Below are 26,577 nucleotides of genomic sequence, written 5' to 3'. Positions count from 1 at the left end.
CTCGCCGGGGTTGATCTGGAAGGACGCGCCGCTAAAGAGGACGCGTGCGCCGAAGCTTTTTTCGATCTTGTCGACCAGGAGGATCATGGTGCCGCCTTTGACCTTGTGTGCCAATATGAAAAAAGGCCCCAACTTGCGTTGGAGCCTCATTCAATGCTCGGGTGGAGACGAGGGGGATCGAACCCCTGACCTCTTGACTGCCAGTCAAGCGCTCTCCCAGCTGAGCTACGCCCCCGTGCGAAGAAGTACTATACGGGAACTCGGACCACGATGCAAGGACAATTTTGGAAAATTTCGCAGTCGCGGCGCGTTCCGCCATCCGCCCAACGGCCGTCTTGCCGGCGCCAGGCCCATTACCGGGGCCGACCGCGCCCCCGCCGACCCGGCGATTCCAAAACCATGCCGGTTTACGGGGCCAGGCCGGGAACCCCCGAGCATGCCGTAATCGGTAAAATCAAAATCGCAGGTAGGCGACTTGCGCATTCCGTGAAATGCAGGGTATGGACGGCCGGTCCGGGTCCAGCCCCGTAATCCGGCACAGTTTTGAAATGACATTAATTCACTAACAGGCAAACTAGGTAGTTCTAGCGCCTTGTCGCCGGCTAATTTCCGATTTCCAACCAGTTGCACAAAACATTTGCTCGCAGTCTCGTCTCGGCGCACTTCATTGCCTCAGTTTTGACTTTATAGCGAATCCCTAAACGGTCGCAGACACTTCTGACTATGGTGTCTAGCTGCTTTGAATCGTTGAGCATATCGTGAGTCACCAGGAATACATCGAATCCCATGCTCTGCAACGCAGTCATGCGTTCCGCATCGTGGTCAAGTATTGCACCTGAACCATGAATGACTTCACCTTGGATTTCGATAATTGCCCCTTTCATAAGAATCGGATTTACGATCACGATATCGCCGTAGCAGACCTTTTGACCTGCGATGCTTTGCGCCGATATGGAAAGAGGAGTTAAGTCGTTGGCATAAACGTTCGTGAAGCCAGCGCCGCCAAGACGCCGCGGACGGTTTAGAAGCAAGATTCCTGCAACCTCGAGCGGAGACGCAGCAATGCCGATAACCTGCTGAGCGGCATCATAAAACTGCTTTCCCCACATTTGACTTTTGACCTTGTCGGCGAAACGATGCAGGTCGCTCAGCTCGATGAGCGGCTTTCTCATCCAGAGAGAAGTACCTTTGAGTTTCGTAACCTCTCTTCCATCTTCACGCTTGCTCGTTTGGCTATCATTATCTGGGTCCTTAACGGTTGCGCGGGCATAAACTCGTTTCCAAGGAACCTCGTCTTCGCCTTCTCCAAGTTCGAACAGATCCTGCGTGCTGGAATTGCGATTCTCCTCTACCGCCATTTTTAACTGCATTTCGGCAGCGGGAGCCGGCTCGAAAACAGAAAACCAACCGCAAAGTTCGTACATAGCCAGTACGAGATCTATTTGGGATACAAAGCGTGTCATAGTAAATAACGTGTTAAGCGGATTGGTGACACAAAAGCCTAAATTAGTGTCGATTGTTGTGCCGGCATCCGATGCCCCTTCCCAGCGAATAGTAGAGCGCAATCCCGAGTGGTGATTACAACAACCTGGCGAAGTAACAGCGATAATTGGGGTCTTGAGGACTTCGGTTACAAAAGGGGCTTGGGATAGAGCTCGCCAGCCGTCTTCGGAGTTGGGCAGGCGCGGGTAGAGATTGCGCACCTGCGGTGGGCAGCGCCAATAGCGGAATGCAGTGTTTGCGCAGACGATATCGTCCATTTGCGCCTCCCCTGGTATCGGCCGTAGGCCGTGCGGATTGCGGGCAAGGTCGATTATCTACTGGCGCATCATGCGGGTAAGTACGGGTAGCTGACCAAACACTGACCAAAAGCTTGACGCAATCTATTGAAAATCCGCCATAGACATGAACGTGCTGGTACGAGCTGTGAGCCAGTGGTCTCTGTCTCCACAATTGCGCATAGATTGCGCAGAGAATTCAATGAATGAACGCAGATGCACTTTTCAAAACGTGCGATGACGACAACTAAAGTGAACTGCATAACATACAACGCTTTAGGTAAATTCGGTTCGATTTGGCATCATATGAAAAAAGGCCAGAGGCTTAACACCTCTGACCTGCGCTTTTGATGGTGGGCGATACAAGATTCGAACTTGTGACCCCATCCGTGTGAAGGATATGCTCTACCCCTGAGCCAATCGCCCGTCGCCTTTCGGCAAAAGAGATACTAACATAGCCGCGCGTGGTTTACCAAGAACTTTTTGCCCTCGATTTTAAATTCGTGGGTGCTAGCCAAGCCAAAACAATCAAAGCAATCTGAAAAACCGCAGCTAAACCACCCTTTATCGTTAAATCCACGAGGTCTCGGGACGGCAGATAAGTCGCGCGTTGTTGTAGGCCATGTCGAGCGTGAGGCAGGTGCGTGCGGCGTAGAAACCGTCCTCGCGCTGGATGGTCAGCGCCAGCTCGGGCTTGTCGCCGGTTAGGCACAGCGGCAAGAGCAGCTGGATCCGGCCGCCGTAGAACTGCGGCACGGCGAGTGTGTAGTTGGCGGCGGCGCGGCGGGCGGCCTCGACGACGGCACCCTCAAAGGCGCGGCGCAGCAGCAGCGAGTTACCCTCCCCCATCAGGCTGGCAGGAATGCGCGTCAGGTTCTCCTCGTCGCCCAGAATGTGATCGATGTTGGAGCGGATGGGAAGGCGGTGGTCAAAGACCAGCTCGGAAGGGTCCTCGGCAAAGCGTACGCGGCACGGCAGGTACTCAAACGAGACTAGCATGGGGTCGCTTTCCTTAAAGGAGCCCTTCAAAAACCAGTGCTGGTGCGCGTCGGGCTTGGTGTTGGGCTCAAACAGGCCGTAGGTGGTCTCGTAGCGGCGCGTGTGCAGGCCGGTGTTGAATAGGCAGCGGACGTCGTCGAACACCAGCGGCAAGTTGGACGGGGCGGTCTGGTCCACGTCGCGCTCGGTCAGGAACACCGCGCGGCTAAACGAAAACGACAGGTAGTTTTTGAGGATGCGGTTGCCGGGGCCCCAGTCCTCGGGGTCGGCGAGGTCGACCAGGCGGTCGTAGCAGGGCTCGGGGCAAAACGCGAAGTCGTACACATTGCTGCACAGGGTGCTGGGGATCTCCGTGTGGTGTCCAATCCATTTCATAACTGGAGTGCGGATCCTTAGATTCTATACGCGCGACAGGTCGCCGGCTCGCCACAAAGCAATTGCGACCTTGCTTTTTGACGAGCTTGTCGCGGGAGTGGCTTTCGAAAACGAGGTCGCGGATCCAAGCGAAGTGCGGAGTAAAACCAAGGCCCGTCGACCAGACCCCGGTTTTACGCTTTTGCGACATGCGTTTTTTAAATAGAGGATGTGTTGGGGCTGCTATGGCTGCCATGTAATTTAAAAACAAAAGACCGCTCAACAGATAGGGGTGCCCCGGCATTGGCCGGGGCACCCCGTCTCGGAAGCCATATTGCTTACCTTTAGATCACTTGACTATTTACGAAAAGCAAGGAAAACCGCCGCTGCGATGCATATGATGCCTATCACGAGCGGAAGCCACGCCTTATCTTCTTTATCCTTAACAAGAAAAGCCTCAATTGCGGACGCAAGGACCAGGAATCCGCCGATAATCAGCAGATCAAGCGCAACGAAACGGACGGTCGTTATATCGGAAGAAACCCCTCCGGCATTAACGTTCACAAGCGTGAAGATCGCGGCAAAAATGGCGAAGAGAGCCAGAACATTGCCATAGATACGAGACTCGATGTTGGCGACTTCGTTCTTTTTATCCTCGACCTTCTTGAGCTCTCCGGCATAGACGTCGGAATAGTCGGCAAGCCCATTAAAATTGAGCTCATCGGAAAAGGCTCCATGGTAAGGATGAGCAACCGTGCCTTCGACGCGCTGGAATGCGACTTGCGCGATACCCTTAGATTTATCAAGGGCAATCGTGTTGCCGCTTACGTTTGTAACACGGTAGAACAGCCGTGTTCCATGACCGGGGAAATATAGCGGCGCATCCAAAGAAAGCCCCTGGCGAATGCGCGAATTGCGTAAAAGAACGCTAGCGGTCAAATCGTTGGGCAGCGCGATACATTCAACGCAAGAGACAAAAGTCGAGTCTCCAGGGCCAAGTTCGACCTCGGATTGCTTGCTTTCGTTAACGTAGAACCCGTCAGTGCGCAAGTCATACGTAACCTGTCCGATGTTCGAAGCATCGGCATTGAGCAGCACCTTGCTGTCGATGAGCTCCTGAATCTTAGTATCGCTCAAGTACATATGAATCACTTCCTTAGGACAACGAGTATAGCACTGAGGTATTGCGCTGGCGGCTGTCCCCAAAGGGGACATAGGGGAAGAAGTTTGAACACATATTTAAGGCTCGGACACGTGGTTGCGATTCCTATTCCTCGTCCGGAAGTAGAAACCTGGTATACATCTGAAAGACGGCAAGAAGAAATAGGTCTTCCATGGTCTCGATTCTCTCGCCATCGAAACCGCCGGGGCACCCGTAGTCCTTATCGTTGGCCTCGTCACCAGAGCCGTAGGTCGCCGCGTAGAATGCAACGGTTAACGCGAATCGGCAGGCCTCAATCTCGGAGCTCGATTCGAATTGATATTCATTTTTCAGATAGGAAATGGGGGCGAAGGAAGCGACCCTGGATTCGAAGGCCTCGGAAAGGACCTTACGGATAAGGTAATCGTACCCCGGGGAACAGCTATCAGGGGGCAGAAAGGAAGAGTCCAGGCACTCAGAAAGAAGGTCAACCCGAGGTTCTGGCAGCCTCTCCCCCGCATACCTTTCGAGGCTGCGAAGCACGTATTTCCCATCATCATAAAGAACGGGTTCATCTTCTGGGAAGCGGTCACGGAGGGCGGCTTCGACTGCGGTGATGCAACGGACGAACAGGTCATCCTCTCCCCTGACCCGCAAGTCAAGATTGCAGTATTTAAGAATTAGATTCTGTACCTCCGGCACGAGACAACAAAAGTTCCGGTACATCTCACGTGAATAATAAAAAAGGTCATTGTGCATGGCGGCGACAGCGCAAAGCGGAATTAATCCTCTGTCTGAGTAATACTTCGAGATAAACTCGATTGCCTGCGCCTTATTCCCTTCGGCGTGTCTGCGTTCGTCTCTTTCGTCCTGGCGACGCTCGAATTCCTCCATGCGCTTGCTCTGGCAACACTGTTTCTTGCCAATGATGGCTGTCACAATTAAAGAGATAAACGCGCATATTAATTCAGCCAATTCGTTCCACTTCACAAGAAACCCCCACAATACTTAATGGTGTTGCAATTCTATATACCAAGCAATTCTACGCATGGGACGTAGGCCTCGACCGCAACAGCCGGATATACGCAAAAGAGGGGTTAGACCATACTGCTTGCACTATAAATGAATTCAGCGGATCTAAATCCGCCTTGCGCTCGACCCTGATTGTTGCATTGCGGTGCTCTGTGTACTGCCGATATTGCGCTTGGGCACCGGAGCCGACATAAGTCCCGGTGCCCTTTTTGCTGTTTGTGATCTGCACCACCTTATTGTTGAATTCTTTTCTCCCGTATATCAACCCGGGTCTCGTTGCCGCGATTCAGCCCATGGACGCGTCCGTATGGCCTCTGCCTTCGATAATTGGGCGCCTATAAGCAAACAAGCAAATAGCAATGCCTTGTGGATGTCCCTTTCTTCCAAATGGCAGCTATCTCAACAACGACATGCGGCAGCTAGAAGCATTGTACCAAGCAGGAAAAGCGTCACGGAAGCTGCGACCCAGTTGTTGTCGCCGGTCTTGGGGAGTAACGCAGTTGTCGCGGTGGCGGTTGCGGTCTTGGGCTTATAGGACGTGGACACCGTGGTCTTGGTTACTGTCGTTGTTGTCTTGGTTGTCGCGGCCGCGGGCTTCAGCGAGGGATTTGCCGTGGGTACCGTGGTGGGCTCTCCGGTAGCGGGGTTGGCATTGGCGGGAGACTTGTCCGTGCTATCGCCCAGCACGTCGTGTCCATCGGTCTCCCCCGCCGGAGGCGTGGCCACATCGGGCTCAACCACCACATGCGGTGCCACCGCACCGGAGGCGTCCACCACGCCGCTAGCACCAAAAGCCCCACCAGCAGGCGTCACAAACCGCGCAGATACAAGTGACCCGCCCGTGCTCGCAAGGCCGCCGTCGGCACCGGTCGCATCGAGCCACGAGGCGTCGACGGAAAGCCGACAGCCGGCCGCACCGTCGCCAAGGCCCGCATCCTGCAGACACACGCCGTAGGCGCGCACGCCCGCTCCGGACCCGGCGCCCGCGGCGACGAAGCGCCCGCCGCCGCGCACGGCCATATCGCCTGCGATCACGCCGGCGACCGCCTCGTCCGTAATATCGGCCCCATCCGCCCGCGCATCGACGGTGCATCCGTCCACCACGAGCGCCTGCGAGACGTGGATCCCGCACTGTGAGCCCGTCGCCGTCAGGGTCCCGGTACCGCGAAGCGTCAGGTTGCCCCACACCTCCATGCCGCACAGCGTGATGTCCGCATCGGGCGCATGCGACTCCGTCACGGAGTTTTGCCCGGCAAGCGTCAGCACCAGGTCGCCTTCGGCGCCGATGGCCTCCCCCGCGTAGCCGTTAAGCTCCAGGTGGTCGGCATCGGTCCAGGCCCAGCCGGGGCCCGACACGCCCGGCTCGTAGTACGTCTCGCCCGCGATGATGAGGCTCTCCGCGCCCGCGGCATAAGAAGGCCCGCCCAGCAAAACGCATAGGCAGGCCATGGCAACAATCGCAATGTAATGACGGCTGGTGTGGGACTCGGCAGCAAACATACCCGCTCCGATCTTCGCAGGAGCCAATAGAATGTGCACCAGAAAATGCCCTGGTAGCAGCAGTTATTAGTTTAGCGAGATCAGACGATGAGCAAAGAATAAAACCGTGATCAACTCCCAAAATTAGGTGTAAATCGTTTTGCCAGTCGGCGAAAGGAAGAATCGCCTCGAGTCGATTGGCGTTCATAAATTCCTAAGTCTGTAACAAAGGACCCTTACAGGTTGAAATCGTAAGAATAGCCTACTTTGACAATTGCTTAAAATCCTGAGCTGATGATTCCGCAGCCTCAACCATTGTTAACCAATCGTCTAATTTTGGAGGACGAACGGTCCATAAAGTATCTCGGCCCTTCAGCACATCTTCATTTGGTGGAACCATTGCACATATAGCTTTGTTTCCGTACTGATCATCTGGGCTTAAGACTAGCTTACGTTCAGAATCTTTTATTTGGTCTGCTGAGCATTCTGAAGAACCAATTACTAGAGTAGTCTGTGCAAAACCGCAGAATGCCTCTTTGCTTCCAAGCTTAACAGCTATAGGCTTAATCCAGCGCGCTAAAGAGGGGTATTCAAAGTTTGGGACTTCATCCCCTTCTAGATTAAACCCATGTGATTCCCAACTATATACAATCGTTTCGCCATCGAGCAGTCTTGCTGCATCTTTAATATTTGCGACTTCTCCTTTAGTGATTTTAAAATAATCAGGGAAAGGCATTTCGCCGTCCGCAGCCCTGTTAATAGTTTCTAACGCAACCGCAAGACCGTATATGGCATTTACTTCGGCAACCACATCATCCCTGAGGCCGAGATAAAAATAGAGAGCACTCGTGCCATCGATTCGAAGCTCCACTTTTTCATCTTCGGCTTCGCTTAAGAATCGATAAGTTCTTACTACATCTCGAGAACGCTTATTGAGTAATTTGTTAAATGAAAACTCATAGTTAATCGTTCCGCCGGACTGGCTGCCGATCCATTTAAAGCTCAATCGAAAGGTTTCCGTCGCGTCATGGGCAGAAAAGAAAGCTCCCTTCGTTCCATGAGTGGCCTTATCAACTATTAGATGTAGTTCACCACAGCCTTCCCAGAACAACGAAGCCGACCTTATGCAAGTTGATGTGGGCAGATCAAGGGTCTTAATGATTCCCTTTCGAATACCATCGCAGGAACGTCCAACGGGCAATTGGTAGGCCTGATCAATCACTTCCGCCGGCAACGAAGTGAAGGGCATACCATACTCGATAAAATTTTTGGCCTGTTCCTTCTCATCGTCAGTCCCTGCAGTGATTTTCAGTGAAAACCTTAATGGATGCAGCATTGAAGCAATTGGCGTCTTTTCAATTACGTCGATTGCGATTCGACCTGCTCCCGGGGTTACTAGAATTTGGGACATAACAACGCCAGGGGCACATGCGCAAAAATCATCGCGTTTGTCGTATTCTGAGAGCACGTGAACTGAATATGCATAGTAAGGGTCCAGTTTATCAAGATGGGAACATAGATCGCGCAGCCTATTTTCGAGAATGGCTGGATCGCTGCAGTCTGGAAGATTGGCCATGGAGAGCAGTTTCGCAGCATACTCAGAGACCTCTTCTTTTCCATTTGAAAAGTAATAATCAATTACTTCTGGGTGTTTGGACGCCCAGCCATCAACTCTTGAAAGGCCATCCCAGACGAATTTTGTACCAGAAGTTTCAACCAGCTCCTTAGCCCATCTTAGATTCTCATTTGTGGGATCTAATGGCATAACAAGATGCCAGCTATTTATTTTTACATGCAAATCGACTGTGGTTGCCGATAATTCCTGCCACGAATTTTCAATCTGAGCTTTCTGGCCGTTTTTTAGATTTTCAGCAAATTTCTTAATTTGATATATGTCGACCGTTTCAGCATCAAGGTAAACGATAAGGTCAATTCCTCCATCGCCCCTAGAAGGTCGAATTTTAATGGCGTCTCGCTCTTCAAGAGAAATAAACGTCGCAAGAACTGACTCGATATCCTCACCTGAATATCGAGTCCAAGGGATACGTCCAGTCATCGCTGCACCTCAATAGAAGCTAAATAAAAAAATCCAATCACTAATTTAAATATTCGGGTTTAATGAACTTGATTCCCCTCTTTTTAATGGCCCTCCACTCATCAGACGGTAACCACTCTTTTGATCGAATATGATAGAGAAAAAGCCACATCTCTTCAAATTCACGCCCTTCTATTGGGAATTCCTTAGCATGCTTTGTAAGACGATCAAGCAAATATCCATCGCCAAAATGCTTGGCGTAAAGATAGACGAATAAGTATAAAAGACAGTCATTAGCCCTTTTGATATCTTCAAAATCGGGCATATCAACCTTAAAATCGAACTTAATTGCGTAGTAAAGGCCGTAGCAAACCGAAAGGTGATCACCGTGATTAAGACAATCAGAGATAATAACCTTTGAGAGACACTCAATATAATCTTTGTCCATACTCAAAGGCTCAATTATTGCTTTCTCGAATGACGGCAGCAAATAAGGAAATACGATTGCAAGGTGCATAGCATAGTCCCGAAAATAGGCTTTTGCCGAAGGCTTTAGTGAGCGCGATGCGAGCATTTTGAACGCGTATAGCAGTATTGAGGCATTATTCTGGTAAGAAGGAAGAAGACTGGTCGCGTATTCCAAAAAAGATGACACATCTTTGTAATCAAGCGGGTCCGATTTATTAGGTTCATTGCGCCTTAATGAATTTACCCAGCCATTAGAAAGCGCTATGGGTAATTCTAGTATTTCAGTTTTCTTCTGATTCAGTGTTAGACGAAACTTGGACAGCTCTTCCTGCAACGAGATGATGAACTGCTCGGCCTCGTATCGCGATGCGACATAACAATTGTAGTCATCGATATTTCGAATAAATCTATAGCCTTTGTTAAATAAACTAGCATCGATAACTGTGAGAATTAATTCTGAGACAACATTGGAAGCGTGTGGACCGATAAGTAATCCGTGGGTTTCGCCGTCGCACGCCTTTTGAAGTAGTCCGTCAATTTCGTTCGCCCAACCGCCCCGACGGGAACTTCTATTTTGCTTTGCGTTATCCTTTCCCATAATCGCCCAAGGCAAAGAATGCGTGTATATACTCGGAAAACAAGTGGAGATGTCGCATTTCACGAGGTATTTTTTACCAATAAGAATAGTTGGTTCAGGGTTAGGATCAGTCATCCAGTTTGAATAGTTCATTTGGAATATTGCTTGCGAATCGGGAATCACACGAGGATGAATCCTGCTAACTGCATAAGGCTGCGGTAATGTGTATTTTTGAACGTGACGGACTATATCGCCCCAATTGTCGGCTAAACCGCGGACGAGTCGCTCGTAGGTGAAGGGGGTTGGTATGCCGAATTTTCGATATTGTCCATTGCACCGAATGTAATTAAATCTAATCCACTCTGAGCGTGAATCGTTGCTTGCCATTTTGCGATTATTGCAATACGTAACAAATTGTTCTGCCGAAAAAATCGGCGGTAGTTTGTCGGCAAACCATCCGGCAAGCATTAGTCCGTTATAAACAGCATCTTCGGATAACTCTTGCCAATATGCCCAGTAAGGCTTGGAAGGAGCAAAGAGCTTGTCACATAATTGAGATTCCATTGCCGACCTTAAGATAGGCTACTTAATGAACAATAGTTTAATCAAATAGCTGCATAGATATTTATGAAATACTTCAATTTAGAAGTGTGAATCACATTGAAATTGCTGTAATTAATTTAAAGGATTTCTATGTGCCTGCAGTCAACCTATTAATACCGATCCGATTGCTTATACTAAATGCTGGCTCGGGTCTACGTAACTAATACGAGCCAGTTATATTGCTCCTATTATATTGAGGTCCGAGAGAAGCGGGGCCATCGCACTCCCCAGATGTCGCCAAACAAGTCCTTCGCGTACGCCCTGTCTCTGCTACGAGCTTGTCCGTTTAAGTAGGCTTTATCGTGCTCCCGTGACGCATATCCTTAATGTAATTACTTCTATCCTAAAAGTCCTCCAACGGCAGGCGAAGGCCATCATATGAGCCACTAGAAACGGCCAAACTGCGTCACGAGATAGCTTGCTTGGACAATCGGTAGATACGGAGTGTTGCCACTAATCGACATGTAATCTATCCATTCTCTCAGCGCCATATAGGACCTGCTAGTTGCATTTGGCGCTGAATTGCACCTCTCTTGTTTAGCTGGCATAGAGTTTTGTATGATGCGGCAAGAGTGTTTTCTCTTTCAAAGAGATCTTGCCGTTGATCGGGCTCATCTAACCTTTCAGAAGCCTGTTCAAGCGTCCATTGATATTCCCTTGCATTCTTGAGCATCTTATTAAATAGAATCTGATACTGATACATTGAAAACAAAAGGGATTGATAATCTTCTATGAATTCGGCAATTGCCTTTCCACTCTTTCCCTTGAAGCAAAATCTCGCCTCCATGGCGAGCGATCTCATTTCATCAAGCTTTAAATGCAATTTAAGTTGAAGGTCGGCATCTAACACCTTATTAATTGAGGCTGAGATTGATTGCAGGTACGTGGTGTTAGTCAGCCATACAAATAGTAGGTCGATTGCCATTTGCGGTTCGTCGTCATGTTCCAAGTTCTTCGCGTTTTTTGCGTAAACGCTCATGAGATTATCGACGGTTATCCATATATTTAAACGTCGATTGAATAGAGACTGTTTATTGCTGAGACGAGCCTGGTAACAAGAAATGAGCAACGCGATGATTGCCACAATCGCTGAGATGTACTCAGGTAAATTTGTTAGGTTCATTGTCTCCTCCGCAGCCAAAAATCAATTGGCAATACTACAATTATCGATCTGCATTCAGGATTCTCTGACAATAGGAATTACGTTACTGAGGTCATTGATCGTAGTAGAATATCCGATTGATTTGAAAGTCGTTCCACATCGTAGCTTATGCTGTTAGTTGATTGGTTATATGGGCTGTTTAGGGGATAATTCCCTAATTGATATCCTTTCCTTTAAACGACGTGGATAGCATCATCAGAAGAACGTCGTTGACCATTCGTCCCCTGAAGTTGCAAAGCGCGGTAAATGAAATCATACTAAGCAGTTTCATGCCCTGCTCATCGATCCTTCCTTTTTCAGGAGGGCAGTAGACGATTAATCCGCACTGGGGCTTTTTACCTCGGACAACAGCATTGAATTCTTCGTTGCTTAGATATTCATGAACAATAATCATTAAAAGCGCTGATTGAGCTTCATCAAGGTGTTTGTTGGTGACATGCTGAATATTTCTTGTTTTAATAAGGCCGGAATTGACCAAATCTTTTCGAATGTCATTAAAATCATCAAGTCCTGCGATAATAGCGATTTTCTTTGCGAATAACGCTAGCCCGAATCTGATCAGGGCTTGAGTAATGCCAGCAAAAGATCCCGCGGCAACTACCAACAGTGCGATGAACCCAAATACTGAGCAGATAGCAGTTATGCAGTCACGGGCGCTATAAAAGATTTGTAGGAGCTGTAGTATTATTTCCAACAATTTATCCATATCAATTATCTACTCCACATTAATGAAAAACGGACGGGTCCATCGTACGCAATAGCCTTTACGCACAACAAAGCACTGCACGATATGTTTTCCGGTATAGGCTGTTTCTTCTCGTCTTGAAGTTTTCCCTTCGTTGGGAGCTTCAAAGCCCCCACGCTGACAGCATCGCATAGCCTCTTCACCGGTATTGGTGATCTGCCATCTTACACGCCCGTCTTTAATTGGGCTGTATGTGACTTTATATATCACTGAGGACCCTTTCGGAACCGCCGGCCCATCATTTGGAAGATTGATTTGTTTGCCCGAAGGAAGAGTGGCAGTTGCAGTGATGGTTGCATTTGGTTTTTGAGATTGCAAGGGATACTTCAGCTTTTGTCTATGGGTAACGGACAACGCGCGTTCCTGTGCAATTCGCCTCGTTCCAGCTGCGTAAGATCTCGATTCATTCCCTGCTGGGAAATTAATGCCAAGAATGGTTCTCCAAATATCGTTGCCAGTGCCTTTTTCTGCAAGAAGATCAAGTTGTTCGATCAGTCTATTTGAAAACTCAAGGAAGTCGTTGTGTTTGTACTTTTCCGCTAGGTTATTTTCGCAAAATGCGGGATCTTCGATAAATGGAGTGTTGCCAGAACTTAAATCTTCTGAGTACGCTTCTGACAAATTGGCCATTGTTTGCATTACACGCTCTTCAATCGTGAGGTGCGGTTCTGGTAAATTATCAGCAATCATTTTCTCAAGAGTAATTCCCTTTGGATATTTGACATTCGATGGACAGTTTTCTCTTCGCCACCATTTAAAAATTTTCACCAAAGGCTTATATGCATTTTCATACCCTTGATTAACTTCTGTTGTCCAAGAAATATGTTTCTTCGGATCAGTTCGCTTCCAAGTGCCTTCCTTAGATGATCCAATATTAAGAAAACCGTTTTCATCTCTGACCAAGGGCACAACATCAAGATGGAAACTTGCCATATCTATACCGACAGAATGATTTTGAATAGTCGTTTTTTGGTAACAGCTGCGTAGTTTGAGGGCCTTTTCAAGCTCATTCAATACAAAAGTCGGAGAATCGTTTGTTGAACGACTAGTTTCGATGACAACGTCAATATCGCAGCAATCCGAATTCTTTTTTGGACGAATGAACGTTTGCTTAGCGTAAGATCCTGACAAATAGCTGTGAACATAAATATGTTTATAGCTCTCACAAGTTTTCAAGTGATTCCTAAGATTCTGGTGAAGTCTGCTTGCTTCATCGATAGTAGATTTACTTGGGTTGATATCTTTTAGAAAAGACTCGAAGTCGGTACTGTTTGCCACAATTCTCCAATTCAAACGTATGTTCTATTATAAGTAATAATATTCGAGTAGATTAATTTATGTGACATCAATTTAAATACTGATTCGAATCTTAGATTGATAGTTTCTGCCAGGGTGTTTTTGGTTTTCCATTTATGAAATCGACCCCTGAGGATCTGTTTTACTCCTCAAGGGTCGATTTCAATTTATATATCAGTTTAGAAAACAGTTGATGATTCAGAGACCGGAAGGCCCCCGAAGATCGTGTCGAAAATGTGAGCCTGATTCTAAATCAAATTATGTAGTCATCATGACCCTAGCATAGAGTCTTTTATTTGGTTTGCTTAACCAAGTACCAAATAGCGAAGACACATTCAAGTGCTTACGGAGGGTTACGTTGGTTCAAAAGTTGGCTTAGTCAATTTTTGAACCAACGTAAGTCAAAACTCATGGAGAGAGTTTACGTGGAAGTAGCTAAATTTCGGCTTCCGTTATTCGCAAGTTGCTGCTTGCGTTGTAGTTAAATCAATGAAAGATAAGCATGCAATTGAGATGCTGACCGCTATCATCCAGACGAATGATAGTTACCACTCCCCCATGCTTCAGATTACGGCATGAATAATGCGCCGAGTGTATATCTAAGCGCGGCTATCTCGCTACGCCTTCACCACAGGTGTCGCTCCCGAGCTTGATAGGCGACAGTTCGATGTGGTCTTTACTTGCGTCGAATTGACCCAGCAGGCCAGCTATGGCGGCGGATACACTATCATCGATGTAAAGACCGCATTTGCCTCCACGCTCAGCTGCTCGCGCGAACTCGACGAGCTCGTTTCGAATTCCCTCGCCGTCAAGCTGGAAGAAATACCGCTTGTTTTGAGAAGGATCCTCTTTGCGTACCTCGAAGTAGTCTGTTTTCCACCAGGGAGCGGGTACGTAAATGTAGCCATCCGTGCCGGAAACCACAAGCGACCCCTCAGATTTAGCCGCCTTGCCGAAAACCGCCTCGCCGTAGCCATCCTCGAATGCCAGTCGGATCTCACCAAACGCGTCAAAGCCAGCGTGACCTTCAAGGTCGGCCCTTACAAAATCGGCTGATTGATAATTAGTTCCGAGTAGCTGCAAGATGGGCAGCAACGCTGCTGGACCCCAGGCTTTGGAGCTCGACCACTTGCCCTCAACGCTCGAGATGTCCTCACTGCCAAGATCAACAAGGCTGGTGCATACAGCGCGCACCGACAGAACTCGTCCAATGTGACCACTCTTGGCGAGCAGAAGCAGTCGATGGTAGGCCGTTGAATACGCCGTCTTGATCGCGTCGGCCAAAACGAGGCCCTTTGAGCGTGCGAGCGCCTGCAGTTCCTGGCACGCCTCACGCGTTGAGGCAATGGGGCTCTCACATAGAACATGTTTGCCCGCCTCAAGCGCTCGCTTAATCTGTCCATAGTGCTGATTGGGATGCGATGCAAGGTAGATTGCGTCGCATCGACCGACTATCTCATCGAAATCATTAACCTGTTCGACTAAGCCACAGCCTGCGAGGCTTCCATCACTGTCGATCATCGCGCAGGTGGGGTCAACGCCATTCACGAAGGCACTTTCACGCAGATACTTCTCCACTAGCACACGCTTGCCCACGTACCCCATTCGTAGATGTCCACTTTCGGCGCGAAGCTCGGTGCTCGAGACGCCTTGCGTGCGATCAAGGTAGACTACCTCACAGTATTCCCTGAGATAGTCGAACTTACCAACCCAGTCAGAGCCTACGGTGAACACATCAATTCCCATACGTCTGATGTCGTCAATCTTCTGGCCCTCGTACTCTTCAACGATTACTTCGTCAGCAATCCCGAGCTCTTGGACAGAACGCATGCGCTCGTTGAGGGTTTGGGAAACGTTAATCTTCCCGCGCACCTTGTCGAAGCCATCGGCGGTTACGCCCACGACCAGGTAGTCGCCGAGCGCCTTGGCGCGTTCCAGCAGGCGCACATGGCCCCGGTGCAGAAGGTCGTACGTTCCATATGTGATCACTTTCCTCATGGGCCTCACCTTCCCTTTCGTGGCTTGTTTAGTAATTGCCGCAGTGCTCGAGCTTCGCGACGTGGAAGGCTTTCTCCCACCCATGGGCCTCGTACCAAGGCCACAGTGGCTCTATGTAGCAGTACAGCAAAGGTATGAGGCCGCGCGCGGCCACTTCGACGGCCAGCGATGAGAGCACCCGCGCCCCGACACCCTTCTCCGCGCCAGGGCGTGCCTTGAGCCCGGCGCAGACGGCAACATCGTCGGACTCGGCATAGGTTGCCATATGCGCAGCAATTCCTTCGCTATCCCTAATGACTATGCTCCTGCAGCCCTGAAGCCGCTCTCTCTCACACAACTGAGCCACGAGCGCGCTGACGTCGTAGTGCTTGCCAATCTCCTCGTCGCCGCAGATGAGCCTGGCTATCTCAGGATAGTCGGCCTCGGTCGCCCTGACCGCCGCGGGGTCTGGTACCTGAGTTCCGTCAGCCCGCATAACCCACCCCTCAGACAAACTGTAGTTGGCGAGCACGGTGGCGAGCTCTGCCGCTGCACTGTAAGAGGTCTGGACCATGGAGGGGTCCATTTTCTCAACGAGGGTCGCGACGGCCCGGATTGCGCGGTGGCCTGCCTGCCCGCAGAAGACGACCTGGAGTCCGTCATAATATCGGTAAACGACCGCTTCGAGTCGGCTTTCGTCGAAGACCTCCCAGCACGCAACGTTGTCGCCCTCGAACCCGTAGGTCAGCGCATCGATAAGTGCGTAGGGGTTTTCAACGCGCTGACCTTCCAGAACACGCCGCAGGCCCTCGTCCCAGCAGGCCACTTTCTTCACATTCACGTTCGTTTTCCTTAAAACTCGTAGCTCGATACCGGAGAGTGCTGCCCTCGGCGGTCCTCGGGCGGCAACTGCATGTAGTCGCCATAGATGTAAGTGAGGATCGCGTCGAAGTCACGTGTCCCCATCAAACGTTTCCCTTCGAACTCGTACTCCGACAGGTCCTTAAACCACTCCTTAGGCATCGCGTAACGCTCTTCGAGCGGATTTTCTCGATAGAGGGTACCGGTAGCTGGAAACAGCAGCGTCCTTACGCGGTTGGGGCTGTCGTCCGTGCTCTTGCGCTCCATTGGAGCGGCTAGAGCATAAACCGCCTTTGCGGGTATCTTGGACAACAGCGAGAACCAGGCCCTGAGCGGAGCCGACACGCGGGGGTCGAGTCTGCCGACCTCAGACCATAGGACCTTGCGCAGGCACATGCACCAGAAGTCCTGCAGAATTTGGCCGCCCACACCAAGAGGCACGTCGTCCATGGGGAACACGTCGACAAAGACTCCTGTTTTGCACTTCAAGTGCTCCTGTCCGACCCTCACGTACTTCGTTCCGGTGCGCCTGAGCTTGCCGTACCCCCACCTGTATTCAGGATCGCTCAGATGGTCCTGGAAGAAACAGATGGACGGGTCCATCTCATGGGCGACAGAACGGAACCTCTCGTAGTCCTCACGAAGCATTGCAATATCAGCATCATCATCCCAGGGGATATAGCCCTTGTGGCGCACTGCGCCAAGGAGCGTCCCGCCGAAGATTGTGTACGCAATCCCGTGAGCGCGACACACGCGGTCGAACTCCACGAGCATGTCGAGCTCCAATAGCTGCATGCGCCGGAAGTCCTCTCCTTCTATGACCTTTACCTGTTTCATCTGCGCCCCCACCTAGAACAGACCCTCGGCCGATAGCGAGGTCAGGCAGTCGATAAGCCTGTCGTTGTCCTCCTCTGTGATGGCACCGATGTGCCCGATGCGGAACACCTCGTCGCACAGCGCGCCTCCGTTTGGGCACAGCCACATGCCGTACCCGGTTTTGGCGCGCTCGATGATTGCCTTTGCGTTGCTCGCGGGGCAACGGAGCGCCGTCACTGCATTGGAGGGGTTCTCGGGGACCATCTCGAGTGTGGTGCTCGTCAGGGCGTCGCGCACGGCCTTCGCGCGCGACGCGATCTCGGCGCGCTCCGCGTCGATCCCGCGCGCCTCGATCGACCTCAAACGCGCATTGATCTCAAGCAGCGTGTTGACAGCAGGCGTCCAGGGAGTCTGCCCACGCTCGCCGTTGCGCAGGGCTTCCTTTAGGCTCAAGTAGGAGCAAACCTCGGGATTCTCCGCTACCCTTTCCTGTCCGCGCGGCGAGAGAGCCATGATGGAGATGCCCGGGTGGCAAGCTAGCGCCTTTTGCGAACCCGTCAGCACCACGTCGGCGCCGAGAGCCGCCATGTCAATCTCTTCGGCGATGAACGCGCTCACTGCGTCGACGATCAGGGCCATCCCGCGCTCGCGGCAAAAGTCGGACAGGAGGCTCATGTCGTACAACAGTCCTGATGAGGTCTCATGCATGTTCACGAGCAGCGTACCGCAGCTGAGATCCACTGCGTCTTCGAGGTTTTTCCGCGCTATCTGGTGCCCGAACTCAAGTTCGATCTCGTCGACGGTGTGCCCGTGCAGCTGGCATAGGTCGACGAACCTTTGTCCGAAACTGCCGCCATTGACCACTGCAACTCGTTCAGCGGGCGCTAAAACACTCATCACAGCAGCTTCCATAGCGCCTGTGCCAGAAGCCGTTAGAAACACGCAGCGTGAATCCTTGGGTGCGGACAACAAGTCCAACATAATGCGCTCGTTCTCTTGCATTACCTGAGAGAACTCTGGCGTGCGGAAATAGGGTGCGCTCTTGGCTGAAACTTCCAGCACCTCGCTGGGACTCATAACCGGACCAACGGTGAAGTTAAGCATCTGCATTCTCCTTTGTTTCTTCGTTCACGCACCATGCCTTCAGGCAGTGCGTCTGTCTTTTGTCCTCCGGCGGCAGCTGCATGTAATCCCCGTAGCACTTGGTCAGGTATTCGTCCCAGCAGCCCATAGCGGGGAGCATGTGCTCCTCGAACTCAACCTCGACCATGTCCTCGTAGCCTTCCTTGGGAAGCGACCACCCGTGTTTGGCCAGTCCGAGTACGCTGCTGACGCGGCTTGCCGCGTCATAACCAGGCTCGGTTGCAACGCGCTCAGCCATTGCCATCATCTTCGTCTTTGCGTGCTCCGGATTAAGAAGCGCTTTGGCTGCGTTCTTTATGAAGCGTTTTCCCATTGAGTCCGAATTATGATTGGCGCTCGACCAAACGCTTGCACGCGAGGCCTTGTTCATGCGGACTTGCATGCGTTCAATCTCGCTTTCGTTAGAAGAAACGCCATCCATAACGAAAACATCTATCCAGAGCATTTGATCCATTACCCCTTTATAGGTAGGCTCCTGAGCTCTAATACTTTCGGTGCAGAACTTGCGCCAGGGGTAAACAAACGGGCTGTTCTCGGGGCCAACGAGCCTGAGTCCAGCCGGCAACTCGCCAGCAAGCGTTGCAAGACGATCGTAATCGGGGCGTGGCATACAGACGTCGATATCGTCATCCCAGGGGATGAATCCCTTGTGGCGAATAGCGCCAAGCAAAGTGCCGGCCGTAAGCGAGTATCGAAGGCCGTGTTCGGAGCAAAAGGCATCAAACGCTTCAAGAAGCTCCAGCTCCTTCTGGTGTAGCTCTTCGATAGAGAGTGGGTTGATGTTACACATGCAACTTTCCCTTCCTTAAACATTCAATCAGCGCAAACCCCCTGGTTCCAAGTAGCGCGACCTCGGCTATGCAGCGGATTACGCAGATCGCGAACAAAGATGACCGGCCGAGAAGCGCCATCGCGAGGAGCAGAGCAGCGTTAATAACACCGGAGGCAACAGTCGAGGCGGTAAGTTCGTTGACCTTACCCAAAGCGCCGAGTACCGGCCAGCCAATCAAGATCGAATAGAAAGAGAGCGGCAGGACAGGGCTGAGGGCAACCATGACCCAAGAACCCGCAACGTAGCCCTGTCCGCCAAGTAGAAAAAAAACCTGCGGGGACAGCAGGCAATACGCAACGGTGCCGACCAATAGCGCGGGAGCTGCCATAATCGCCATCTTCCTAACAGCGCCCAGATCCCGATGCGCCACAACATGGGGATACAGACTGCTGGATATCGGAGAATAGAGCGCTTGAACCGCGCTTACGGTTGTAAGGGCGAGCGACCAGTACGCAATTTCCGTCGGGTCGGTGAGCACGATTCCCACGACGAAAGTGGTGAACCCCGAGACAAGGGTGGTGCCGATGTTCGACACGCAATACACGGCAGATCTCTTTAGCTCAGCCAAGGCGTTTCGGAAGCCACCGAAGGAAACCCGCACGCCGTAGCGGGTTCGAACGGTCATGAAGCTCCAGATAAGCGCTACCAAGCCGCCCAGGGCATCCGCAACTGCGACGAGCAGAAGATCCTGCGGTCCATGGACCACCAGAAGAGTCAGGCCGACCGTGATCACCTTTGCCGCGAAGAAACGCGTGGTTAGCGGCTCCATGTCCTCAAAACCTTGAAACATGAAATCTGGTAGCAAGGCCCTGAGCACGGTGGAGACATAGGCAATCAGTACATACCCCATATTGTCCCAGAGCAGTGGGATGAACTGGGCGACGACCACGACGACCGCGCACAGGCCGGCGGCGAGGAGAAGACGAGCGAGCTCTATGGAGCCGAGCAGGCGTGAAAGGACCTCGCAGTTGTCCCTCAGGTCGACGACTTGCTTTGTTCCGGAAAGCATGAAACCGAAGTCGGCGAGCGTCTGGACGATTCCCATGAACGACAACACGTAGGCATAGACGGCGTAGCCACCCGTGCCCAGCACGCGCGTGAGGTACGGCACGAGGATGAGGGGGAAGACGTACTTAAGTACTTGTAATCCGTACTGCCAAATTATGTTTTTGGCGAGTGTATTACTGCTTTTCAATATCTATATCAACCCAAACAAATTTCAGTTTTCGTTTCTATTCGAGCTAAAGCGCAAGGCAATAAAGAGCGGGTGCCTGAGCCCTTAAAGCGAAAGCGACGCCAGCCGCCAGAGGACGCTATTGACTTCCAAAAGAACCTTCTCGGGATGGTCCATTTTTTTCGAGGAACGACTTGCACTTTTCCCCGGCGACCTATTCGCCTTCATCAACTCGCTAGCCAAAGCAAAAACGCAGCGAGATTCCCCGTCAACGAGCGCGACCGTGAGGTTTGCAAACAAGAGGCTGAGCTGATAGAGGGTCTGGTCATACATCCTCTGGTGAAAAGGAAAGCCCAATGTCCGGCGCGAAGCAAGCATGGCTTCGATCGTGAAGTACCTGTCTACAGACCTCTTGCTCGACAGGCTGTTCGAGGTTAACAAGTCAACTTGCTTTCGGTATGTGTAGTCCAATTCGTCGATGGTCGCCCCCTGAACCTCAGCACGATCATTTATGCCTGCGCAGTGTCCTCAAACCACACATCTTTGAGGAACTCTAGGCCTTGCCGCGTCTCGCGACCGAAGATCCTCCCCATGCAACGCCGCTCGAGTGTTTCGTCCCCACAGCAATGACCCGCCCGAGCTTGCCGATATAGCGGGGAATAATCACGGTGATGTCGACCAATGGTGTTGCAGGTCATAAGTCGTGGAGCTCGGGCGAGGAACGTTATGTGGTGGCCGAAACCCGGGTAAGCGCCCCCTGGCCACGCAGATTCAGGAGGTCCTTCCGAAGCCCCTTGCGTATCGCAGGCGAGGGGCTTCGGAAGGACCGAGTGCTTGGCGATCCTCCCGAGATTGTTCAACACTAGTCCCATTTAACAATCCTCATGAACCTAAACAAGTTGCCAGAAAAAGGAAAAAGGAACGACACCGTGCCATTGCGGCCGGTAGACCATAATTACTACAAAGAACACGGCCGTAACTGCGCATATGCCGTAAACGAGGAGGAACTTGAGCTTCGTATCGATCTTTCGGAATCGCAGCGCCACGTATAAGGCAAGGAAAAACGATGTAAACGTCGTCAGCCTCTGGAAGATGTTCACGAAGCAAGCGAGGAACTGGAAGACGACCTGGAGCATGGATCCATGGAAAAGAACCCTCTCCCCCTGTCGTCATCCGAAGCCCCCGCCCCAAACAAATGGGAAACGACAATCAGTAAAGCGTCCATGGCGGTCATGATCGGCGCCGCGAGCGCATTCCCCCCCGACCACGAGGACATGCTATACGTCGAGTACTTGTCGAAGTTCTTCCCAATGAAGCTCCACACGAAATCAGGGGAAAGGGCCAAAGCCAACGCGACGACGCCATAACCCAGCATGACTTTCTTTGTCGGTGCGAGCGCCGAGAGCGGAATGAGCGCGAGCATGACGATGGCGGTCGAGTGAAACAGGGAGCCGAAAATGACCGCCACAGCGAAACGGATCCTCTTCCCGGACTCCAGCCAAGGTATCGCCGCGATGATGATTGCGGCGGCGATACCTTGGCGCATGAGGTTCATAAAGGAGGCGTACGTCAGAAGTGTCACATAGAGGAAGAGTGCGAGCACGGGATTGCAGTCCGACTTATAGACCACATACCCGACGCAGGCGGTCATGACTGCACTGGTGAAGAGAAGAAGGAGCTGCGGATTGGGGCTGACCGCGTTCAAGGCCCGGAGGAGGTACAGGAACCCGGTTTCATACCAGGAGTGTGCCATCCACGCCGTCAGGTAAGCGTTCCAGTACTGGAGCGTATCCACTCCGACCGCGTAGCTTCTCAGGCCGGAGAGCGCGAATAAGACCAGGCAGGCCAAGATGATAAAGCCTCGTCTCTCAGCATCCCCGCGCGACACGCCCGTGATTACACCGAGAACGAGAATCACGACTATTTCCATCAGATAAATCGTCATGCGCGCCCAATCACCTTTAGATAATCGGTTCGAATCGACTTGGCGATCGAGGGCCACGAAAACAACTCCGCAACGCGACGTGAGGCCAGGGCCATCTCCGCATAGGCCTCAGCAGAGCTGGCGGCGACGACGATGGCTTCCCGCACGGATTCGGGAGAAAGGTCGCAGACCCATCCGGCTCCCTCGGCGAGGATGACGTCGGACATGTTGGTACCCGGGGTGACCACGCACGGCAACCCGTAGGCGCACGCCTCGAGCAGGCCCATCGGCATCCCCTCGTAGCGTGATGTGAGGAGAAAGATGTCCGCGGCGCGCAGAACCGCATCCTTCTCATCCCCGTATACAGGGCCGCGAACGGCAACGACGTCTGAAAGCCCCGCGGCCTGTAGCTTTTTCTCCATCTCGTTTGAGAAGCCGTTGACGGAGTTGCCGTAAATCGAGAGATGGAAGCGCGGTGAATCCGCGCAAGCATTCAACGGAGTAAGCGCTTCGAGGAGGACGTCCAACCCCTTTTGATAGGGCTCCACTCTGCCAACGAACACAATTTCGGGCACGTCGCCATGCCACGACTCCCGATGAGGGCGCTCCTTGGGCACCTCTATGCCGTTCGGCTCGATGAAGCTGTTCCGGTTCCATTTCTCACCGGACTCATCGCGTTCCTTCTCGGTAAGGTAGTGGATCGCAGCGGCGCCTTGAGCGAAACGGTTGTAGAAAACGGCGTTGCAGATTCGTTTCTTAAAGGTTTTCTTCCCCTGGTCTCCGCTCGTGAGGGCGCAGTGCGGCTCAATCACATATGGTATACCCGAAGACAGCACGCCCAAGAGGGTCGCGTTGGGATGAAACGCATAAAAAACCTCAAAAACGATTAGGTCAGGGCGCCAGATTCGACTTGTGAAATCTTCAATGTCGAAAGCAAAGTCGTTAGGGTTCCTGTAGAAGGGAAGGCCCCTCCATTCTACGCGCTCGACAGGTCTCATGTTATACCAGACAACCTCTTCGAGTTCGGATAAGGCCCCGATCAGTGCAGGCACACAGTACGTAGGGCCCGCGAAGCCCTCAAACTCAAGGTTCGAGAGAAATAGAATCCTCATTCAGCCTCAATCCTAAATCCTTTTAAGCACCGCGTGCGTCAGCTGCCAGAACAGACAATACGCGGAATAGACTGGGTTTATCTTCTCCACTTTTCGGTAGGCGTTCCACGTGCGGGAAACTGCACGGAATTTATTAGCGGAGCGGGAGCCGCCATGTTTCCTGTTCTTTGCAAGCACCTCGTCGAGGCCGCCGGCTGGAACGCCGCTCTTGAGGACCTGGAGCCAGACGACCATGTCTTCAGGGAAATCGAACGAATCTCCGAAATCGGGACAAACGAGAAGACTCAGGGGTATTTTCGAGAGGTCGAACGCGATGGTATGGCTGCAGGTCACGGTGTTCTTGAGAAAACCGTCGTAGTCGATGCTCTTGGGTACGTGTACGTAATTCCTATGCTGTCCGTCAGACTCAATGGTCTCGTACGAGGTGAAGCACATCCCCAGACCACAATCCCGCATGTACGCAAGCTGGTGATCAAGTTTATCCGGAAGCCATGCGTCATCGGCGTCCATGAACGCGACGAAATCGCCGGAAACGTGTTCGATACCGGTATTGCGCGACTTAGCCGCACCAACGTTGTGCTCGTTGGGATGAACCGAGATTCGACGATCCTTGTTCTCGTATTCCTTCGCAAGTCGAAGAGATGCGTCCGAAGAACAATCTTCGACCACGATGAGCTCCCAGTTCTTATAGGACTGAGAAAGAACGGAGTCGAAGGTCTCGACAAGATACGGCTCAGCATTGTAGAGGGGCATAATGATGGAAACCAGGGGAGAATCGGTCATACGTTACTTCCCCCTCCTCATTGCCTTGAACGTTTTTACGAACACGCGGGTATCCAACCCGAGCGACTGATGGCGCACATAAAAGAGCTCACGTGCTTGCCTCTGACCACTTCTCCACGTGGATTCGTTGCGGTCAGTCGCAGCCCACCAACCGGTGATGCCAGGCTTACATGCGAGCACCTCATCGCGTGCATCGCCGTATTCATACGTTTCCTCAAGTGTTACGGGACGAGGGCCAATGACGGATAAATCACCCGAGAGAACGTTAATGAATTGAGGAAGTTCGTCCAACGAAGTGCGGCGAAGAAAGCGGCCTACACGCGTGATTCGGGGATCATCGTCAACCTTCTGTTCGCGCTGCCATTTCGCCAGCTGATCGGGAGTCATGTATTTCTCAGGGTGCTCGTGTGCGTCAGAGACCATGGTGCGGAGTTTGAAGATATAGATAGTCTTTCCACCCTTACCAACTCGCTTTTGACGGAAGAACGGCTTTCCGGGAGAGTCAATCTCAATGGCGACGCATGCTGCTACAACGGGGATGGCCAACACCGCGCAGACCGCAGCAGAAAAAACGATGTCGAAAGCTCGCTTGAAGGCAAAATAGGCAGGCCCACCTTTCTTGGGGGCGGCAGCCTTGGGATCTGCGGCGGGAGCCCTATAGCTTCCCGGCGCCACGAAACCTTGCGCCGGAGCAGGATTCTCCACGGGGAGAGGAAATTCCGTAGCAACAGGAGTCTGAGAGTCTGCCCGCCAATCCCCAACTTGACCAATCAACGCCGCATCCACGGGCACATCCTTTACATATTCTGTTTTATCTGACACGTTCTCTTCCAAGATTTCGTCCCCGGGTCGGGGATCCTCCCTGTCCTTTGCGGAAATCGCCAGCAGCTAGGCGATCGCCTTTTTAAGATTGCGCATGACGCGCTGCTCGTTGGAAAGCACTGCGATGCCAACGCGGGTGGTTACGCGTCGGCCGCACAGATCGAGCTCTAAATAAGCAGTGCTCTTGCGTCTGTTTATGGTTTTGATAAGGCCTTCGTGGCCCAGCAACGGACCTGCCGTCACTACGACCTTGTCACCGTCTTTTAGGGCCTCGCTCATGGGCACCACGCGGTCTCCCCTATGCGTAAAGCCACCAATAAGCTGAACCTCTTCTTTTGCCAGCGGCACAAACTGACCATCCTGGGCAAGCACCCGGGCAAAATCGTCCATGCGCAGCAGATACTGTTGCACGGTGCGGGGATCTGCCGTATCGCAGATGAGATAACCGGGAAAGAGTGGCTTGGTCGTTTTGACCCATTCGCCGTGTACCTTAATCTCGGTTTGAAATTGGGGATAAAAGAGCTCCTGCATGGCGCTCGCCGGCACCATGTGCTCGATGCGCTCGCGCATTACGTCTTCGCGACCGTTAATGACCTGGATTACATACCACACAAGCACCACCCCCTTGCTGTCTTACGTGTGGCTCGCGGGGTTTGGGTATGGCTTCGCCAGGGCGCTTGTGCGCGAAGGCGCTCCATATTCAAACCCTGAGCCCAGTTAGACAAGCACGTGGCTCTGCCCCACCGTGAACGGTATGTATATGCGCAGTTGCTAGAGTCGCGGATGTGTATCGCAAAAATGACCGCGACCCCAGCTGGCTGCGTGCGAACCAGTCAAGCGGGTACAAAACTGGACCGCACGCAAACAGCTGTAGGACTGCTGTGGTTTGCAAAAACAACCAATAACACTGCCGAAAGAGAACTTATAAATAGCCGCAAAACAAGTGCAAAATCGCGCATGGCAATCGATATTGGAGCTCGTGGTGTTTCTGGCACCGCCGTTACGGCCGGATGCTGATCGACCCCGTGCTATGTGGCCTGTTAGAGCCGTGAGCACAGCTGAACTCATGTAACGTTAGGTATCCTAGCACAAGCTGATAGTGAAACTGATTTGGGTTGTGTCGGACAACATATGCGACAAATCCGTGCTTGGGGGGGTGTTTGCCTAAGTTGTTCACGTTGACGCAGGTTAATGGGGTGTTGTAACGGGCGCCCGAGTAAATGCAGGCAAACCTCGGCTTTAATACGCAAAAGGATTTACGTGGTGCTTACGAATAATGTACAGAACTGGGAAATTAATTGCACAACATTTTGCGGGCGTGTGGGCATGGGCGTTGCATTGTGAAGATGCTCATCGCACACTAGGCACGCCCGGCTACAGATTAAACGCATTTTGAGGCGGCTTGTTGGACAACTACTGCAGACGGCAAACTTGAACAGGAAAGCAACTTGCAAATTTTGCAAA

At 51.9% G+C, this 26,577-nt stretch carries 21 protein-coding genes and 2 tRNA genes; all 23 read right to left on the bottom strand.

Annotated elements, in window-relative coordinates; translation table 11 throughout:
* Nucleotides 1-162: 162 nt before the first annotated feature.
* The 23 genes from DXC99_RS04395 to loaP all read right to left on the bottom strand — a co-directional run bounded on the left by DXC99_RS04395 (nucleotide 163) and on the right by loaP (nucleotide 25,725).
* Nucleotides 163-235, bottom strand: a tRNA-Ala gene (locus DXC99_RS04395).
* 367 nt (nucleotides 236-602) lie between these two features.
* Complete coding sequence (locus DXC99_RS04390) at nucleotides 603-1,760, bottom strand: hypothetical protein (protein ID WP_147329332.1); 1,158 nt, start codon at nucleotides 1,758-1,760, stop codon at nucleotides 603-605.
* Nucleotides 1,761-2,129: 369 nt separating this feature from the next.
* Nucleotides 2,130-2,204 (bottom strand) — tRNA-Val (locus DXC99_RS04385).
* A 144-nt stretch (nucleotides 2,205-2,348) separates the two neighbouring features.
* The gene (locus DXC99_RS04380; protein WP_117629374.1) at nucleotides 2,349-3,152 is read right to left on the bottom strand and encodes a DUF3825 domain-containing protein; all 804 of its coding nucleotides are present in this window, start codon (nucleotides 3,150-3,152) and stop codon (nucleotides 2,349-2,351) included.
* 336 nt (nucleotides 3,153-3,488) lie between these two features.
* Nucleotides 3,489-4,274 carry a hypothetical protein gene (locus DXC99_RS04375; RefSeq protein ID WP_117583155.1) on the bottom strand — a complete coding sequence of 262 codons (786 nt, stop codon included), beginning with the start codon at nucleotides 4,272-4,274 and terminating at the stop codon, nucleotides 3,489-3,491.
* Between the two features lie 124 nt (nucleotides 4,275-4,398).
* A complete protein-coding gene (locus tag DXC99_RS04370; protein ID WP_117583154.1) occupies nucleotides 4,399-5,262 on the bottom strand; it encodes a hypothetical protein in 864 nt (287 codons plus the stop codon).
* A 441-nt stretch (nucleotides 5,263-5,703) separates the two neighbouring features.
* Nucleotides 5,704-6,804, bottom strand: coding sequence for a hypothetical protein (locus tag DXC99_RS04365; RefSeq protein ID WP_117629373.1), 1,101 nt, complete (start codon nucleotides 6,802-6,804; stop codon nucleotides 5,704-5,706).
* Nucleotides 6,805-7,045: 241 nt separating this feature from the next.
* Nucleotides 7,046-8,839: a hypothetical protein gene (locus tag DXC99_RS04360; protein ID WP_117629372.1), complete on the bottom strand. Its 1,794-nt coding sequence runs from the start codon at nucleotides 8,837-8,839 to the stop codon at nucleotides 7,046-7,048.
* Nucleotides 8,840-8,879: 40 nt separating this feature from the next.
* A complete protein-coding gene (locus DXC99_RS04355; RefSeq protein ID WP_147329331.1) occupies nucleotides 8,880-10,427 on the bottom strand; it encodes an RNA-directed DNA polymerase in 1,548 nt (515 codons plus the stop codon).
* Between the two features lie 520 nt (nucleotides 10,428-10,947).
* Nucleotides 10,948-11,589: a hypothetical protein gene (locus DXC99_RS04350; RefSeq protein WP_117629370.1), complete on the bottom strand. Its 642-nt coding sequence runs from the start codon at nucleotides 11,587-11,589 to the stop codon at nucleotides 10,948-10,950.
* A 193-nt stretch (nucleotides 11,590-11,782) separates the two neighbouring features.
* A complete protein-coding gene (locus DXC99_RS04345; RefSeq protein ID WP_117629369.1) occupies nucleotides 11,783-12,334 on the bottom strand; it encodes a hypothetical protein in 552 nt (183 codons plus the stop codon).
* A 9-nt stretch (nucleotides 12,335-12,343) separates the two neighbouring features.
* Nucleotides 12,344-13,651 carry a nucleotidyltransferase gene (locus tag DXC99_RS10275; protein ID WP_147329330.1) on the bottom strand — a complete coding sequence of 436 codons (1,308 nt, stop codon included), beginning with the start codon at nucleotides 13,649-13,651 and terminating at the stop codon, nucleotides 12,344-12,346.
* 627 nt (nucleotides 13,652-14,278) lie between these two features.
* Complete coding sequence (locus DXC99_RS04340) at nucleotides 14,279-15,667, bottom strand: Gfo/Idh/MocA family oxidoreductase (RefSeq protein ID WP_117629368.1); 1,389 nt, start codon at nucleotides 15,665-15,667, stop codon at nucleotides 14,279-14,281.
* 28 nt (nucleotides 15,668-15,695) lie between these two features.
* Nucleotides 15,696-16,487, bottom strand: a complete 792-nt coding sequence (locus tag DXC99_RS04335; RefSeq protein ID WP_117629367.1) for a hypothetical protein — start codon at nucleotides 16,485-16,487, stop codon at nucleotides 15,696-15,698.
* A gap of 11 nt (nucleotides 16,488-16,498) precedes the next feature.
* A complete protein-coding gene (locus DXC99_RS04330; protein ID WP_117629404.1) occupies nucleotides 16,499-17,344 on the bottom strand; it encodes a phosphorylcholine transferase LicD in 846 nt (281 codons plus the stop codon).
* A 12-nt stretch (nucleotides 17,345-17,356) separates the two neighbouring features.
* Entirely contained in the window at nucleotides 17,357-18,427 is a 1,071-nt protein-coding gene (locus tag DXC99_RS04325; RefSeq protein ID WP_117629366.1) for an alanine--glyoxylate aminotransferase family protein, read from the bottom strand.
* Nucleotides 18,420-19,256, bottom strand: coding sequence for a phosphorylcholine transferase LicD (locus DXC99_RS04320; protein ID WP_117629365.1), 837 nt, complete (start codon nucleotides 19,254-19,256; stop codon nucleotides 18,420-18,422). The genes DXC99_RS04325 and DXC99_RS04320 overlap by 8 nt, the downstream gene beginning before the upstream one ends.
* Nucleotides 19,249-20,493: an oligosaccharide flippase family protein gene (locus DXC99_RS04315; RefSeq protein ID WP_158551642.1), complete on the bottom strand. Its 1,245-nt coding sequence runs from the start codon at nucleotides 20,491-20,493 to the stop codon at nucleotides 19,249-19,251. The genes DXC99_RS04320 and DXC99_RS04315 overlap by 8 nt, the downstream gene beginning before the upstream one ends.
* Before the next feature lie 1,075 nt (nucleotides 20,494-21,568).
* Entirely contained in the window at nucleotides 21,569-22,417 is an 849-nt protein-coding gene (locus tag DXC99_RS04300; protein ID WP_117629361.1) for an EpsG family protein, read from the bottom strand.
* The gene (locus DXC99_RS04295) at nucleotides 22,414-23,508 is read right to left on the bottom strand and encodes a glycosyltransferase (protein WP_117629360.1); all 1,095 of its coding nucleotides are present in this window, start codon (nucleotides 23,506-23,508) and stop codon (nucleotides 22,414-22,416) included. The genes DXC99_RS04300 and DXC99_RS04295 overlap by 4 nt, the downstream gene beginning before the upstream one ends.
* 12 nt (nucleotides 23,509-23,520) lie before the next feature.
* The gene (locus DXC99_RS04290) at nucleotides 23,521-24,291 is read right to left on the bottom strand and encodes a glycosyltransferase family 2 protein (RefSeq protein WP_117629359.1); all 771 of its coding nucleotides are present in this window, start codon (nucleotides 24,289-24,291) and stop codon (nucleotides 23,521-23,523) included.
* Nucleotides 24,292-24,294: 3 nt separating this feature from the next.
* Nucleotides 24,295-25,125: a sugar transferase gene (locus DXC99_RS04285; protein ID WP_233505668.1), complete on the bottom strand. Its 831-nt coding sequence runs from the start codon at nucleotides 25,123-25,125 to the stop codon at nucleotides 24,295-24,297.
* A 54-nt stretch (nucleotides 25,126-25,179) separates the two neighbouring features.
* A complete protein-coding gene (loaP, locus tag DXC99_RS04280; protein WP_233505667.1) occupies nucleotides 25,180-25,725 on the bottom strand; it encodes an antiterminator LoaP in 546 nt (181 codons plus the stop codon).
* Nucleotides 25,726-26,577: the final 852 nt, after the last annotated feature.

Source organism: Collinsella sp. TF10-11AT (assembly GCF_003437565.1).
Lineage (GTDB): Bacteria > Actinomycetota > Coriobacteriia > Coriobacteriales > Coriobacteriaceae > Collinsella.
Note: the sequence above shows the minus strand (reverse complement) of the source record. Positions and strands in the feature narration are given on the sequence as shown.

Excerpts from the sequence above, each read along its gene's own strand:
- DXC99_RS04390 (WP_147329332.1), bottom strand. The coding sequence starts at position 1,760 with ATGGACGATATCGTCTGCGCAAACACTGCATTCCGCTATTGGCGCTGC.
- DXC99_RS04380 (WP_117629374.1), bottom strand. The coding sequence starts at position 3,152 with ATGAAATGGATTGGACACCACACGGAGATCCCCAGCACCCTGTGCAGC.
- DXC99_RS04375 (WP_117583155.1), bottom strand. The coding sequence starts at position 4,274 with ATGTACTTGAGCGATACTAAGATTCAGGAGCTCATCGACAGCAAGGTG.
- DXC99_RS04365 (WP_117629373.1), bottom strand. The coding sequence starts at position 6,804 with ATGTTTGCTGCCGAGTCCCACACCAGCCGTCATTACATTGCGATTGTT.
- DXC99_RS04360 (WP_117629372.1), bottom strand. The coding sequence starts at position 8,839 with ATGACTGGACGTATCCCTTGGACTCGATATTCAGGTGAGGATATCGAG.
- DXC99_RS04355 (WP_147329331.1), bottom strand. The coding sequence starts at position 10,427 with ATGGAATCTCAATTATGTGACAAGCTCTTTGCTCCTTCCAAGCCTTAC.
- DXC99_RS04350 (WP_117629370.1), bottom strand. The coding sequence starts at position 11,589 with ATGAACCTAACAAATTTACCTGAGTACATCTCAGCGATTGTGGCAATC.
- DXC99_RS04345 (WP_117629369.1), bottom strand. The coding sequence starts at position 12,334 with ATGGATAAATTGTTGGAAATAATACTACAGCTCCTACAAATCTTTTAT.
- DXC99_RS04340 (WP_117629368.1), bottom strand. The coding sequence starts at position 15,667 with ATGAGGAAAGTGATCACATATGGAACGTACGACCTTCTGCACCGGGGC.
- DXC99_RS04330 (WP_117629404.1), bottom strand. The coding sequence starts at position 17,344 with ATGAAACAGGTAAAGGTCATAGAAGGAGAGGACTTCCGGCGCATGCAG.
- DXC99_RS04325 (WP_117629366.1), bottom strand. The coding sequence starts at position 18,427 with ATGCTTAACTTCACCGTTGGTCCGGTTATGAGTCCCAGCGAGGTGCTG.
- DXC99_RS04320 (WP_117629365.1), bottom strand. The coding sequence starts at position 19,256 with ATGTGTAACATCAACCCACTCTCTATCGAAGAGCTACACCAGAAGGAG.
- DXC99_RS04300 (WP_117629361.1), bottom strand. The coding sequence starts at position 22,417 with ATGACGATTTATCTGATGGAAATAGTCGTGATTCTCGTTCTCGGTGTA.
- DXC99_RS04295 (WP_117629360.1), bottom strand. The coding sequence starts at position 23,508 with ATGAGGATTCTATTTCTCTCGAACCTTGAGTTTGAGGGCTTCGCGGGC.
- DXC99_RS04290 (WP_117629359.1), bottom strand. The coding sequence starts at position 24,291 with ATGACCGATTCTCCCCTGGTTTCCATCATTATGCCCCTCTACAATGCT.